Here is a 14,702-nt window from a genome sequence, read left to right as displayed (position 1 = left end):
TTCCCCCTCTTTCACAGATCGAGCAGGTCGGCGACGGAGAGCGAGGGCCTGGCCCCGGCTCGGATCGCACCGACGGATACGGGTGTGCTGTCACGCAGGCGATCGACCTCGGTGGCGATGCCGGCGACGGTCGGGTGGTCGAACAACGACCGCATCGGCAGCCGGACCCCCAGTTCGCTCTCGATGCGCGAGAGGATCCGGGCGGCCTTCAGCGAATGTCCGCCGAGGTCGAAGAAGTCGCTGTCCCGGCCGATCGACTCCGCGCCGAGCACCTGCCGCCACAGGTTCGCGACCGCGACCTCGGTGAGCGTCTGCGGCTCCTCCAGCACCTCGGCGGCGATCTCCGCGTCCGGCAGCGCCCGCAGGTCCAGCTTTCCGTTGCGGGTCAACGGCAACGCGTCCAGCGGAACCAGCGCGGACGGCACCAGGTAGGCGGGCAACGCGTCCCGCACGTGCCGCATCAGCTCGTCGAGCTGCTCCTCGGCCGGCTGCTCCAGCACGACATAGCCGACCAGGCTCACGTCCCCAGCGGCGTCCTCGCGCGGCACGACCACGGCCTGGCGGACGAGTCCCGACGAGTGCAGGCAGGCCTCGACCTCGCCCGGCTCGATCCGGAACCCGCGGATCTTGACCTGCCGGTCGGCCCGTCCCAGGTACTCGAACGTCCCGTCGGGCAACAGCCGCGCCAGATCACCGGTCCGGTACAACCGCGCGCCGGACTTGCCACCGAGGTGGTCGGGCACGAACTTCTCGGCGGTCAGAGCGGGATTGCCGACGTAACCACGGCCGACGCCGTCACCACCGACGCACAGCTCGCCCACGGCCATCGGCGGCACCGGCTCGAGGTACTGGTCCAGCACGTAGAGCTGCGTGTTGCTCAGCGCGCGCCCCAACGGGATTCGGCCCTCCGCGCGCTCACATTCGTGGCTGGACGCGAAGGTCGTGGTCTCGGTCGGCCCGTAGCCGTTCACGACGTGCCGGGGACCGCCGGGATGCGCGATCAGGGTGGCGATCGCGTGCTCGTCGGGCTGTTCGCCGCCGAACACGAAGTAGCGCAACCCCGACAACGCGCCGGGCATCTCCCGTGCCACGTGCATTGCGACCGAGGTGGTGAGGAACAACGTGTCGATCTCGTTGGCCCGCAACCACTCCCCCAGCGCCGCCGGGTCGAGCGCGACGTCCTTGGGCAGCCCGATCAGCCGGCCGCCGTTCAGCAACGCGCCCCAGATCTCGAACGTCGCCGCGTCGAACGTGGTCGTGGACGCCTGCGCGACCCGGTCACCAGGCGCGAAGTCGACGTAGTTCGTGTCGCGAACGAGCCGGACGACGTTGCGATGGCTGACGCACACGCCCTTCGGCATGCCGGTCGAACCAGACGTGTACATCACGTACGCTAGGTCGTCCGCGACCAGAGTCCGTTGTGGACGGTCAGCGGGACAGGTGAGGACCATGGCCAGCAGGTCGACCAGCTCGACGCCGGGCAACTCGACGGACCGGTCCGCGACGACGACAGCGGCGGAAGCGTCGCCGCACAACGCCTGCAGGCGGTCGAGCGGGTACGCCGGGTCGAGCGGCAGGTACGCGCCACCCGCCTTCAGCACGGCGATCGCGGCGACGATCCAGTCCACGCCGCGGTCCATCAAGATGCCGACGGGCGTTCCCGTGCCGACCCCGAGCGTGCCGAGGTGCGCGGCCAGCCGGTTGGCCCGCTGGTCCAGTTCCGCGTAGGTGAGCTTCACGCCGCCGAACTCGACGGCGATGTCGCCGGAGTACCTGTCGACGGTCTGCTCGAACAGCTCGACGAGCGTCGCGTCAGCCGGGTACGCCGTCGCGTTCGCGTTGAGGTCACGGACGATCCGGCCGCGTTCGTCGGACGAGAGCAGCGAGAGGTTCGACAGCCTCACGTCCGGTGCGGTCGTGAGCTGGCCGAGCACGGTGGCGAAGCGCTCGGTCAGGTCGACGACGTCGGCACGCCGGTAGAGCGCGGTGCGGAACTTGACCCAGCCGCGCATCTCGCCGCTGCCGGAGTCGGGCAGCTGCAGTTCGAGGTCGTAGATCCCCTGATCGCTGGTGCCCTGGGTGAACGTGAAGACGCAGCCACCGGCGGCCAGCGGACCGGCCAGCGGCGGCGGGGACGCGAAGACCACCTGGAAGATCGGGTGCCGGTCGACGTCGCCGGTCTGCCCGAGCGCCTCGCAGACCTGGTGGAACGGAGCGTCGCGGTGGTCGAGCGCGTCGAGAACGGTGTCGCGGACGACATCCATCGCCTCGCGGTACGTCGGGTCGGAGCCGAGCCGTACGCGCAAGGCGAGCATGTTGACGAAGTAGCCGACCAGGTCGTGGGTGTCGGCGTGCTCACGTCCGGCGGACGGGGAGCCGACCACTATGTCCGACGAACCGGTCAACCGGTGCAACAGCACGGAGAACGCGCTCAGCAGCACCATGAACGACGACGACCGGTGCGTGCTCGCCGCGCGCCGCACCGCGTTCGCCAGCTCCTCCGGCACGACCAGCGGCAGTGCCTCGGCGGCGAAGTCGGGCCGGGCCGGGCGGGTGCGAATCCCCGGCAGCTCCAGCGGTTCCGGCAGATCGGCCAGTTCCGAACACCAGTGCTCGACCTCTCCGGCCAACGGCGCGATGTCGCGGAAGGCGACCGAAGGCCGGGGCAGCGAAACTTCCAGTCCGTCCACCGCGGCCTGGTAGCAGCGCGGCAACTCGTCCTGGATCACCGCGACCGACGCGCCGTCGATCGCGATGTGGTGCACCAGCAGGACGAGCTGATGGCGGTCGTCCTCCAGGCGCAGCAACACGATGCGCAGCGGCAGTCCGCTGGAGATGTCGACGCGGCGGGCGAGTTCGGCCGCCACCAACGCCTCCGCGCGTGCCGAGCGTTCGGCGGGCGGAAGAGCACGCAGGTCGCGCGTCGCGATCGACACGTGCGCTTCCAGCGCGATCTCCGGTACGAGCTCGGTGCCGTCGAGCCGGTAGCTGGTGCGCAACGGTTCGTGCCGGTTCACCACCGCGGTCAGCGCGGCGGCGAGCGCATAGGTGTCCAGCTCGCCGGTGATCTCCACGTACACCGGCACGGTGTTGAACGTGGCGTCCGGCGCGAGCTGGTCGGAGAACCAGATCTGCTGCTGACCGCGGGTGGCCGCGGGGTGCTGCTGGGTCACTGCACACCTTCCCTGGCGGTCGCCGAACGCAGGACGCTCGTCACCGCTGCCGGATCGTCTTTGAGGTAGAAGTGGCCGCCGGGCCGGACCACGAGGTCGAAGCCCGCGACGGTGTGGTGCTGCCAGGCGGCGACGTCGGCCACGCTCGCCAGCGGGTCGTCGGTGCCGGCGAACGCGGTGATGGGCACGTCGATCATGTCTCGTGTGCCGTGAAATCCGGCGCACACGGTCAGGTCGGCACGCAACGTCGGCAGGAGCAGGCCGAGCATCTCCTTGTGCACCAGCAGGTCCGCAGGCACACCGCCGAGCGTGGTCATCCAGTCGAGCAGGCCGTCGTCGTCGAGCAGGTGCGGCTCGCCACCGAACGCCAGGTGCGGGGCTTTGGCCGCGGACACGAACAGGTGCCCGACCTGGTCGCCGAGCCTGCGGGCGAGGTCGAACGCGAGCAGCCCGCCCATGCTGTGGCCGAACAACACCAGCGGTTTCGGGACCTCCGCGCGGATCGCCTCGGCCAGTGGCGCGGCGATCAGCGCCGCGTCGGTGACCGCGGGTTCGCCGAACCGCCGTTCCCTGCCCGGCAGCACCGCGCTCCACAGCTCGACGGAATCGCCCAGCAGGTCCGGCCAGTCCCAGAAGGCCGACGCACCACCGCCGGCGTACGGAACGCACACCACCCGCAGTGCCGCCTCCGGCCGAGGCCGAGGACAGATCAGCCAGCTACTCCCCACCCGTAACACCCCCGTGTTCCTTCACCGCGAGGAAGTTACGAAGTGCCCCTTAGCGCAGCCTTCGGGAAACGTGATGGTTCCCTTACCGCCACCGAAAAGCGCAGCTCAGCCCGCCCGGAGAACCTCAGAAGTCCGGTCGCCGAACAGATCCGGTTCCGTGGGCCTCACGCCGATCTCGCGCATCTGCTCCAGGTAGACCTGATACCGCCGGCGCGCCTCGCCGTGCCGACCGGCCGCCCTGAGCGCTCTCACCAGCCGCACATGGGCACCCTCGTCGTAGCGGTCGAGTTCGAGCATCCGGATCAGGTACCCGACCTGCTGATCGGGATCGCGCACGAGCTGCACCAACGCGCGCAGCACGGCGGTGTACCTGCCCCGCACCTCCTCTCGCACCTGGATCGCCCACTGCTCGTAGGGCTCCTCGGCCAGGAACTCGCCGAGGTACAGCTCGTCCGCGGCGATCAGCAAAGGCATTGCGGCCTGGTCGCCTCGCCGGTGCGCCACCAGCGCGGTGCTCGCGGCGCCGAGGAACGCAGCCACGTCGAGGTCCACAAGGGACAGGTCGAGCGACACCGTGTCGCGGTCGGCGACCAGCGGTTCGGCGTCGGCGGGCAGCCCCGGCACGCACAGCACGGTCCGCAACGTCGAGAGCAGCACGGACAGCCGGTTCGCCTTGCGGTCCGAAAGGTCATCCGGCCACAGCAGCTCCACCAGCTGCGGCCGGGGCACCGGCCGCCCGCTGTTGCCCGCCAGGATCTTCAGCAGATCCCTCGCCTTCTTCGACTGCCACAACGCCGAAGGCACCGGAACACCGTCGCGCAGCACCTGGAACCCGCCGAGCGTCCGGACGACGATCCGCGCGCTCCTCGGCGCCCCCGCACCCAGTACGTCGGCCATCGACACGCCGGTGCGAACTCCGTGCGCGTGCACCACGTTCTCGAACCGGGCCACGTCCACCCCGGTCAGCCGGGCCACCGCGAGTTCCGCGGTCGCGGCGCCGACCGGATCGTCCGCCGCCCGCCACACCATCACGGCCTCGGCCAGCAACGCCTTCCCATCGGCCGATGTCGCCGCCGCCAGCTGCAACGCGTCCGCGAGTCCTGCCTTGTCGCCGCGACGGCCCGCCAACGCCCGTGCGGTGGCCGCGTCCGCCCGCGCCGTCTCCCGATCGCCCGCCAGCACGGCGACCCAGCCGCGGGCGAGCAACGCGGGCACTTCCCGCAACCGCAGAACCTGGCTGGTGGCAACGGCTTGTTCCGCGAGCTGTCGTGCCCGGTCCAGGTCCTCGGCCGCCACGACCCTGGCGAGCGTGGCGCAGACGAGCGGATCGGTGCCCGGCAGCGCCATCGCCTCGTCCAGCAACGCCTGCGCCTGGCCGGGCTCGCCACGGCGGCGGTGCACCTCGGCCCTGATCACCAGGTGGCGCGGGCACTGGCCGGCGTCGCGCAGAGCCTCGTCGAACCTCCCCAGCCTGACCGCGGCGAGCGCCCGGATGCCCAGGCAGTCCGGTTCGTGGCCCGTGAGACCCGCCTGCCTGCCGAGGACCAGCACCTCGTCGATCTCGGCCAGCGCCTGCGCCGGACCGGCCTCGCCCGCCAGGAACCACGCCCGTTCGGACCGGATCGTCAGCTCCAGCATCCGGCAGCCCGCCCGTCGTGCCCGGTCCACGGCCTGCCTGTAGTGCATCTCGAACGCCGCCCGGTCGCCGTCGAACCCGGCGAGCAGCCCGCAAGCCCTGCTGCTCCAGGCGAACGCGGAGTGGCCACCGCACCGGCGCGCAGCCTCCGCACACCTGCCGGCCAGCTCCCGCGCCTTCTCGTGCCGCCCGGTCTCGCGGAACCAGCGCACGGCCAGCGACAGCAGCCGCACCTCGTCCAGCGACGCGACGTCGTCGAACACCGTGCGCTCGAACACCTCGACGGCCTTGTCGGTGTGCCCGGTGAGGGCGTGCAGCTGCCCCATCCGCCACGACGACCTCACGGTGCGTTCGCCCGCCTGTTCGTAGCAGTGCAGCGACCCGAGCCAGTCGCCCTTGTGCTGCAGGGCGAAACCCCACACCAGGTACAGGCGGGAGTCGTCGATCTCCAGCTGTTCCAGGGCCGCGAGCACCGCGTCGGTGTCACCGCCCGCGACGATCCGCTCGTCCCTGCGCAGCAGCAGTTGTGCGACCAGATCCCACTTCCGCGCGGCGACCAGGTGTCTGAGGGCTTCGGCGTGCGCGCCGGTGCGTTCGCAGAAGAGGGCGGCCTTGACGCGGATCTCCGGGTCCTCGGTGTCGCGGCGCACCAACTCCGCGATCGGTTCGACGACGCTCCAGTCCGGGCCGGTCAGCAGACCGCGCCGGGCGAGTCCTCGTAGCGTCTCCCGGACGTCGGTGAACCCGAGCGCCACGCACAGCGCCGTGCTCACCCGGCCGAGCGTTGCGATGGCACGCAACAGTTCCCGGTTCTCCTCGGGTTCCGCGGCGAGCGTGGACGCCGCGAGTTCGTCCTCGCTGTGGCCCTCGCCGGTCAGCACCACGGCCGGTCCGGGATCGAACCCCAGCTCGCCGCGGGTCAGCAGCACCACGCTGAGGAGTTCCGGGCCGCGCAGGCACAACGACTCGATCAACCGGGCGGCGTCACCACCGGCGGACAGCGCCCCGGCGTCGTCCACCACCAGCACGACGGGCTCGTCGAGGTGCACGTCCAACAGCCCTCGGATCAGGCTCGCGACCGTGTCCGCGCCCTGGGCGGTGGTCGTGATCAGTTCCGCGGGCAGGCGCGGCAACCGCTGGCGCAAGGCCCCCAGCAGTCCGCGCGACAGGCGTTCGAGCGAGGTGCCCGCGTCCGCGGCGTTCAACCAGCAGGCACGTCGCGTCGCCGCCCACGCGGCCACCGAAGTCGTTTTCCCCCAAGCAGGTCCTGCCTTCACCACGACCACCTTGTGGGCGGACGCGGCGTCGAGCGTCGCGATCAGCGCGGGCCTGTCCACCAGCCATGCGGGTAACGCGGGCTGCAGCATCTTCGAACACCACTTCCTCGCCGTTCAACCTGTTGCGAGGAGTGCATCAATGCCTTGCATCCGTGCCGCATCGACGACCGATGCACGGATGTCGTGCCTGGTCAGCCCACTGACGCGATCTCGCGCACGACCGTCAGTGCCCTCGGCGTCTCCTGGCCGCTGACACAGCGCATGCACTGTGCGCCGGCATCATCCAGGTGCGCGCGGGGGTTCTCCGCGTCCACGGCACCGTCCGGATACAGCGCGACAGCCCGCTCCCAGTGCGTGCGGGCCCAGTCCTGATCCCCACGCCGGGCGGCGACGTGGGCGAGTCCCTCATGAGCCCGCGCCCGCACCATCGGCAAGGCGCCGGCCATCGCCAGTTCCTCGGCGTCCCACAGCAACGCCTCCGCCTCGCGCAGCCGTCCGGCCGCGAGGCAGGTCTCCGCGAGCCCGTTCAGCGCGTCGCCCTCGGGTTCTCGCAGGTCCATGCGCCGCGCCGACTCCAGTGCTTCCCTGCCCACGGCAAGGGCGTCCGCGATCCTGCCCTGCCGCCGGTACGTGACTCCCAGCCACGCCAAGGAGATCCCCTCGCCCCGGCTCATGCCGATCTCCCGGCTCAGCCGCACAGCCCGTTCCAGTGCGACGGCCGCCTCCGCGTCGCGTCCCCGCAGCTGCGCGAGCCAGCCGATGTTGATGAGCACCACCACTTCGCCGCCGACGTAACCGCCCAGCTGGTGCATGGCGAGCGCGTCGCGGAACCGTGCGTCGGCCTCGCGGTACCGGCCGAGGTTGCAGTCCACGAACCCGAGGTCGATGGTCGAGTTCACCTCGGCCCGCTGGTCGTCGATCGACCGCGCGAGCGCGACCGCCTCGGCGAAGCTGGTGGCCGCGTCGTCGAGCATGCCCGCCTGCACCTGGGACGCGCCCAGGTCGCGCAGGCCGCCGATCGCCGCGGGCAGGTCGCCGAGCTCGCGGCTGATCGCGATGGCCCGGTCGAGGAACTCCAGCACCTCCCCGTGCCGACCGGCTTCCCGCAGTGCGAACGCGATGTTCGTCAGCGCCATGGACTCGCCGCACCGATCGCCCAGCGCCTGCGCGGCCTTCAACGCGTTGCGGGACAGTTCGAGCACACCGGAACGCAGTCCGACGCGGGTCAGGTAGGGCGTGAGCAGGCACGGCAGCTGCCACGCGTGCACGTGCCAGCCGTGCGCGCTCGCGTAGTCGGCCACCGCCACCATGTTCTTGTACTCGCACCGAAGCTGGCGGATGTCGTCCTCTTCGGACGCCGAGGCGGGGATCTCCGGCTCCCACGTGAGCCCGGTCTCGAAGCCACGCCGTCCCGGCAGGCTGCGCCGGCCGCGCACGTCCGCCAAGTGCAGGTAGTAGTCGAACAACCGGCGGCGAGCGGTGTCCAGTTCGGACGGTGGATCCGCCGCGTCGGCCAGGTCACGGGCGCAGTCGCGCACGAGGTCGTGCAGGCAGTAGCGGTCGGACCTGCGCTGCATCAGCAGGTTGCATTCGACCAGTTCCTCCAGCACGTCCTGCGCGTCGTGGACCGGCACCCCGGCGAGCGCCGCCGCCGCGTACGCGTCGAAGTCGGCGCCGGGAACCAGGGCCAGCGACCGGAACAGCTTCTGCCGGTCCGCGGCGAGGTGGTGGTACGACAGCGCGAGCACGCCGGCCACGCTCAGGTCGTTCGCGGTGAACGCGCGGGCACGGCGTTGCCGGTCACGCAGCTGCTCGGCGAGGTGGGCGACGCTCCACGGTCTTCGGCAGAACCGGGAGGCGGCGATCCTGATCGCCAGCGGCAGCCTGCCGCACAACGAGATCACGTCCGCGACCGCCTCCGGTTCGGCGTCCGCCCGCTCGGGGCCGGCGATCCGGTGGAACAGCGCCACCGCGTCGGCGGCGGGGAGCACGTCGAGCGACACCGGGACGGCACCCTCGATCGCCATGAGGTGGCACCGGCTCACGATCAGCACCACCGCGCCGGGCGCACCGGGCAGCAGTGGCCTGACCTGACCGGCGTCCGCCGCGTTGTCCAGCACCACCAGCACCCGCCGGTGTGCCGTCTCGGTCAGCCAGAGGTCGCGGCGCGCCTCCGGATCGGCCGGGATCTCCTCCGGTGGCACGCCGATCTGGCGCAGCAGCGATTCGAGCGCGGCACCCGCGGTCATCGGCGGCGTGTCCGCGGTGAACCCGCGCAGGTCGACGTAGCAGCGCCCGTCCGGAAAGCGGTTCTCCAGCCGGTGTGCCACGTGCACGGCCAGCGCGGTCTTGCCGATGCCGCCCATGCCCTCGATGGTGACGATCGCGGGCGACCTCGTGCCGATCGCCTCGACCAGTGAGTCCACTTCGGACTCGCGGCCGGTGAAGTCGGTGATGTCGAACGGAAGCGACGACCGGCTGATCTGCGCGGCCGGTCTTCGCGGTTCCGGCTTCGGTTCCGCGCGGAGGAGTTCCGCGTGCAGGCTCCGGAGCTCGGGACCGGGATCCGCGCCCAGTTCTTCGGCGAGCGCTCGCCGCCCCTGTTCGAACACCGTCAGCGCGTCGCCCCGGCGACCGGCGAGGTCCAGTGCGCGCATCAGTGTGGCGCGCAACGACTCCCGCAGCGGATGTTCGGCGACCTGGCCCGTGAGCTCGCCCAGCAGCGAGGCGACCTCCCCCAGTTCCAGGCGCAGTGCCGCGAGTCGTTCGACGGCCTGGAGGCGTTGTTCGCGCAGTCCCTCCGCCGCCGCGTCGATCGACGCGGAGCCGAGCCCGGCCAGCACCGGTCCTCGCCACAGGTCGAGCGCGCTCTGCAGCAGCGCCACGGCCTGAGCCGGCGTGCCCTCCCGTGCGGCAACCTCGGCGTCACGGACCTGGGCGCGGAACAGATCCGCGTCGAGCCGCCCGTCCGGCAGGTCGAGCCGGTAGCCGTGGGTGCTGGTGGTCAGCCGGCCGCCGCCCCTGGTGACGACGCGGCGCACCGCGGCCGCCGCGTTGCAGACCTGGCGGCGCGCGGTCTGCGGCGGGTCCTCCCACAGTTCGTCGATCAGGCGGTCGAAGGACACGACGGTGCCCGTGCCGAGCAGCAGGAGCGCCAGCAGCTTCTGCTGACGTTCTCCGCCGAGCGCGACGGGGCGCCCGGCGGACCGCAGTTCCAGCGGGCCCAAAATGCGATAATCCATTCGGACGCACGCTTCCATCTCGGAGTACGACGGTGGAGCCGGCGGAGACACCAGTGGCACCGCAGCGGTGATATGAGATATCACCTTTAAGAGTCGGCTTGAGGCGGAAAGATACGCCCGATTCCCTGTACCGATTCAGTGTCACGTGGAATCACGCAGAGCAGCCGGTCGAACACGGCCCGTTATCAGTTGACGAAGTGGACAAACGCTGCCATATTCCCTCCGCAGCGATGAGGAAGGGAGGTTCCTCGTCGCATCCACGAGGGGATCAGGAAAGATGAGACGGGCCGGTTTTTTTGGCGCGCTGCTGGCTGCCGCGGCACTTGTCGCCGTGACCATCGCGAGTTCCGCGTCGGACGTTCAACCCACTGATTCAGGAAACAGGACCGCACTCATCATCGGGCCCTGCACGACAGGCGAGTGCTGACCGACCGGGAAACCGGTCCGATGTCCGCCGAAATGGATTCCCAGGCTCGTGCCGCGAAAGGCATGGCCTTCACCGGTGCCGCACTCGGGATACTTCTCCTCGCGGCCACCGTCGCCCAGCTGCCCACCGATGTCGTCGGGCCGCACATAGGCGCCCAGCGGGATGTTTTCCGGCTGTTCTGGCCGCAGGGAATGAAGCTCTTCACGAATGCGGCGGGGCGTGAGTTCACGGTCGCGTACCACCACGACAAAGCCGCAGGCACGTTCGTCCCGATCACCCGGACCGCGGGCGACCGGGACTACCTGGCAGGTCTCGACCGAGGGTCGTACGCCGACCTGACCAGGCTGCTGGCCACCGTGGACGAGCTTCCCGGCGAGTCCTGGCAGGACTGCGCGGCGGCGACCGTCTCCGACTGCGCCGCCGTTCTCTCCCAGGCCCCGATAGCAGCTTTGACCAGCTATTTTCCCACCGATACACCCTGCGGACCGACGGTGTTCGCGATCGAGCGTCCGAGCCGGGACACCTCGTCGCGACACGTCGTCCGCGTCGCCGCCGTGGACCTCACGTGCGCACCCCGGTAGCCCGCGCGCTGGCGTTCGAACCCAGGACGCCGGCGTTCGGCATCGCCCGTTCACTGGTCGCGATCGCCGAGTTGACCGTACTCGTGTTCACCTCGGACACCGACCTGTTCCCCGTCGTGCCGAATGGACCAACGGGCCCTCGCTGCGACGGTTTGCGCGTCCTTTCTCTGTGGTGCTTCGACTCGTCGGCGACCGCCCAGACCATTTCCCGGTTCGTGACCATCGCCGCACTCGTGCTCGCCGCCTCGGGTTACCGCCCGCGCTGGACGTGCATTCCGCACTGGTACGCCACCTTCAGCCTGGCGGCCGCGATTCACGTGCCCAACGGCGGCGAGAACGTGGCCCGATTCCTCACTCTGCTGCTCGTCCCGCTGTGCCTCGCCGACGACCGGATCTGGCACTGGAGACGTCCCGCCACCCCGTTACCTGAGTGGTCGCGAGGCAGCGCCTACGTCACTCATCTGACAATCCGCCTGCAGGTCGTGCTCGTCTACGGACAGGCGGTCTGGCTCAAAGTCGTCGAGCCGGAATGGCGTGACGGCAGCGCGATGCGCCATGTCATGCAGGACGCGTATTTCGGAGTCGCTTCCGAACTCACGGGCTTACTGGAATGGAACGTCCTGACAACGTCGGTCACGTGGGGCACGATCCTGCTCGAATCGGCGATCGTGGTCTGCGTGCTCGGCAATTCGAGGCTGCGCCGCATCGGCCTCGCACTCGCCGTCGTGCTGCACGGCGGCATCGTCCTCGCACTCGGCCTCGTGAGCTTCGGACTGGTGATGATCAGCCTCGTGGCCGCGGCGAGCAGCGGACTGAAGAGGAGACGCCCACTGCACGGGAGTCTGGATGACCTCAGGGGCAGGACGGGGCTCGGCGTCGAACAGGACGAGAAGATCCAGGTCGTCCCCAGTGATCGAACCCGCCGCGGGTCGTCGTAGAACCGACACAGCTTCACCAGAGTGCTCTTGCCTGCCGTCGCCTCGAGATCACTCGTATCACCGTCCACAAAGGATAGCAATTGCGACACCGGCCTCGGTGAGCTCCACGCTTTGTGTTCCACGACCGAGAACAGCCTGATCACCACGTCGCCAACCGCGCTAGAACAGTTGCACTGCAAGGCTTTCAAGCCGCCGGTGGCCAGCACGATCCCGCCGCAGAACGGTACGAGCAGCACAACGACCACCGCCTCCCGCTCTGAGCACCGCGACGGCAGCCACGCGGGCAGGCAACGGCACCAGCGAGGCCAGCGAGGCACGGAACTGCTCGTGCACCTGCATCGATGCTCGGCAGCACGAGTCCGACGAGCCGCTCACCGGCCAGCTTCGCGAAACGCTTCACGGTCCGCTCCTCCCAGTACGACCAACATCAACGCCACTCACGCTGGTCTGCGACGGCACCGAGCGGAAGGCAGGTCGCACGACGCCGGACCCCCTTCGGCCAAATAGTTTCCATTTTCTGGCCAATTCCAGCCCAGAAGTGCCGTCCGGCGCTCGAACTCCACGGCTGTTGGTCGTTTCGGCGCAAGGAAACGCCAGGCAACGGCCTACCTGAACCGCTCATTGTTGCGTCATCATGAGATTGCCTGCACTGACCGGCACGCGGCGCGAGGGGAATCGACACCATGAGCTCATCAGGCTTGGAGCCGGACCTGGAATCCGCACTGATCGACCTGGAAGGCGTTCCGTTCACCAGGTTGCGCGAGCTGGACAGCGATCTTCTACGCCAGTCGCTGCGCCACGTCGTCGAACGAGCCGGCCACGTCAGCACGGGCTACAGAAGCACCAACGCCTCCGGCGGTGAGCGGATCGACTGATCATGCCTCATTCCAGCCCGTTCCACCGCATGCGGTGGAACGACTTCGACGCCTTCGCGCGCCTGAACGGCGATGCCGCCATGATCGGCCGGTTGCGCGGAGCCGAACACAGCAGGCGAAAGCTGTTGTTGCACGCACTGCTCGAATCCTCCGCGAAAACGCCGGAAGCGTACGGTCCGCTGCCGCCCCTCGAAGCGGTGTGGGATCTGCTCGCACGGGTCGAGAACGTGTCACCCGCGGCCCTCGACAGAGCGTTCGCGCATCCGTACACCGGGAGTTGGGCAGGCTACGCGACCCGGCTGCTGAACAACGGCATCGACGACAGATGTCCACTGTGGATTCATCTCGGTCATGTGCACGCGCTCGCGGCGGCCGCGGCGATCATGGCAGACCTGGAGTTCGAGATCTCCGTGCCGCTGTGGGAGGGCTACGCGGTCCTGCCACCGCTCGGGACGGCTCGACTGCCGGGCTCCGCACCGTTCTCCACCGCCGAGGTGCGGGGCCGGCGCGGCAGGTACGTGGTCTCCGACGGGAACGACGAGGTTCGGCTGCCTGCCAGACTCGACTCCGATTCGCCTGGCTGGTGGGGCCTGCGGAAGTGCGCGGTGGGCACGGATGGCGCTCGGCTCGCGGTGAGTCTGGATGACCTCGACCCCTATCGAGGACTCCACGAACCCCTGCTCCCAGAACGACTGGAGACCGCCGAGGCCGGCAGGTGGCGGCAGTTGCTCGGCGAAGCATGGGAGTTGCTGTTGGATGCAACGCCGGACCTCGCCGGTGTGGTCGCCGCCGGTCTGGACTCGGTGGTGCCCAAGCCGAACGTGCCGTTCCAGAACCCGAGCGCGTCGACCGGCGAGGCCTTCGGCAGCGCGGTGATCGGGCTGCCCACGGACTCCGTCGACCTCGCGGCTACTTTGGTGCACGAGTTCCAGCACATCGTTCTGGGCGGCATCCTCCATCTGGCACGGCTGTACGAGCACGACCGCACCGAACGGATCTACGTGCCGTGGCGCGACGACCCCCGCCCTCTCAGTGGCGCTGTCCAGGGCGTCTACGCGTTCTTCGGCGTCACCGCGTTCTGGCGCGCACTGGCCAGGGCCGAGTCCGGTGAGTCGCGGCGCGCGAGATTCGAGTTCGCCCACTGGCGCGGGCAGACCTGGCGAACGCTGCAGACGTTGCGCCGCGATGCCACGCTGACCGTTGCGGGGCAACGGTTTCTCGCCGGTGTCGCGGAGGTGCTCGAACCGTGGCAGCACGAACCGGTACCGGAGGACGTCCTGGAACTGGCCGACGCCCTCGCCGCCGACCACCGGGCGGGATGGCGGCTGCGGCACCTGCGACCGGATCCCGCGATGGTCGCCGCGGCAGCGGAGGCCTGGCTGGCCGGACGGGCGAGGCCACCGGTCGTCCTCCTGACTCCAGCCGATCTCCCGCCCACACCGGTGCCGGACGGGCCGTGGTCACGAAGCCGTTCGACGCTGGTGCGCCTCGCTTTGGGAAAGCCAGGGCACACGGACGTCCGAGCGCTCTGGCCGGCGGTTCCCGGAGCCACCGAGGCGGACTTCGCCCTGACGACCGGCCGTGCCACCGACGCCGCCAAGGGCTACCGCGCCGAACTGCGGGCGGACCCGGACCAGCCGACCTCGCTGGTCGGGCTGGGGCTCGCCCTCGCCGGGACCGGCCCGAACCCCGCCGCACGCGCACTGCTGCATTGTCCGGAGATGGTCCGTGCGGTGCATCGGGTACTCAGGCGCACCGCACGTGAGGTGCCCACACCGGAAGAGCTGGCCTGGTGGCTCGGCCAGCTCGTCTCGGGATGACGGCA

The 14,702-nt window shown here is 70.0% G+C and carries 8 protein-coding genes; 4 read left to right on the top strand and 4 right to left on the bottom strand.

From position 1 onward, the window contains the following. Window positions 1-11: 11 nt before the first annotated feature. The 4 genes from ACIRG5_RS06890 to ACIRG5_RS06875 all read right to left on the bottom strand — a co-directional run bounded on the left by ACIRG5_RS06890 (window position 12) and on the right by ACIRG5_RS06875 (window position 10,056). A complete protein-coding gene (locus ACIRG5_RS06890) occupies window positions 12-3,173 on the bottom strand; it encodes an amino acid adenylation domain-containing protein (protein ID WP_402901346.1) in 3,162 nt (1,053 codons plus the stop codon). Then, on the bottom strand, window positions 3,170-3,901 hold the full coding sequence (locus ACIRG5_RS06885; RefSeq protein ID WP_402901343.1) for a thioesterase II family protein: 732 nt from the start codon (window positions 3,899-3,901) through the stop codon (window positions 3,170-3,172). Before ACIRG5_RS06885 ends, ACIRG5_RS06890 begins: the two co-directional genes overlap by 4 nt. A gap of 105 nt (window positions 3,902-4,006) precedes the next feature. Further along, window positions 4,007-6,904 (bottom strand): BTAD domain-containing putative transcriptional regulator, encoded by a 2,898-nt coding sequence (locus ACIRG5_RS06880; RefSeq protein ID WP_402901340.1) that lies wholly within the window; start codon window positions 6,902-6,904, stop codon window positions 4,007-4,009. A gap of 101 nt (window positions 6,905-7,005) precedes the next feature. Next, the gene (locus tag ACIRG5_RS06875) at window positions 7,006-10,056 is read right to left on the bottom strand and encodes a BTAD domain-containing putative transcriptional regulator (RefSeq protein WP_402901337.1); all 3,051 of its coding nucleotides are present in this window, start codon (window positions 10,054-10,056) and stop codon (window positions 7,006-7,008) included. 447 nt (window positions 10,057-10,503) lie between these two features. Here ACIRG5_RS06875 and ACIRG5_RS06870 point away from each other — a divergent pair, with 447 nt between their 5' ends. The 4 genes from ACIRG5_RS06870 to ACIRG5_RS06855 all read left to right on the top strand — a co-directional run bounded on the left by ACIRG5_RS06870 (window position 10,504) and on the right by ACIRG5_RS06855 (window position 14,697). Continuing rightward, entirely contained in the window at window positions 10,504-11,064 is a 561-nt protein-coding gene (locus ACIRG5_RS06870) for a hypothetical protein (RefSeq protein WP_402901334.1), read from the top strand. Beyond that, entirely contained in the window at window positions 11,049-12,002 is a 954-nt protein-coding gene (locus ACIRG5_RS06865; protein ID WP_402901331.1) for a sporulation-delaying protein SdpB family protein, read from the top strand. Before ACIRG5_RS06870 ends, ACIRG5_RS06865 begins: the two co-directional genes overlap by 16 nt. A gap of 683 nt (window positions 12,003-12,685) precedes the next feature. Continuing rightward, entirely contained in the window at window positions 12,686-12,877 is a 192-nt protein-coding gene (locus ACIRG5_RS06860) for a hypothetical protein (RefSeq protein ID WP_402901328.1), read from the top strand. Window positions 12,878-12,879: 2 nt separating this feature from the next. Then, on the top strand, window positions 12,880-14,697 hold the full coding sequence (locus tag ACIRG5_RS06855; RefSeq protein WP_402901325.1) for an HEXXH motif domain-containing protein: 1,818 nt from the start codon (window positions 12,880-12,882) through the stop codon (window positions 14,695-14,697). Window positions 14,698-14,702 lie beyond the last annotated feature (5 nt).

Origin of the sequence: Lentzea sp. NPDC102401 (assembly GCF_044765805.1) — a bacterium.
In the GTDB taxonomy this organism is placed as follows: domain Bacteria; phylum Actinomycetota; class Actinomycetes; order Mycobacteriales; family Pseudonocardiaceae; genus Lentzea; species Lentzea sokolovensis.
Note: the sequence above shows the minus strand (reverse complement) of the source record. Positions and strands in the feature narration are given on the sequence as shown.

Coding starts and splice junctions, on each gene's coding strand:
- ACIRG5_RS06855 (WP_402901325.1), top strand. CDS start 12,880: ATGCCTCATTCCAGCCCGTTCCACCGCATGCGGTGGAACGACTTCGAC.
- ACIRG5_RS06875 (WP_402901337.1), bottom strand. CDS start 10,056: ATGGATTATCGCATTTTGGGCCCGCTGGAACTGCGGTCCGCCGGGCGC.
- ACIRG5_RS06870 (WP_402901334.1), top strand. CDS start 10,504: ATGTCCGCCGAAATGGATTCCCAGGCTCGTGCCGCGAAAGGCATGGCC.
- ACIRG5_RS06880 (WP_402901340.1), bottom strand. CDS start 6,904: ATGCTGCAGCCCGCGTTACCCGCATGGCTGGTGGACAGGCCCGCGCTG.
- ACIRG5_RS06860 (WP_402901328.1), top strand. CDS start 12,686: ATGAGCTCATCAGGCTTGGAGCCGGACCTGGAATCCGCACTGATCGAC.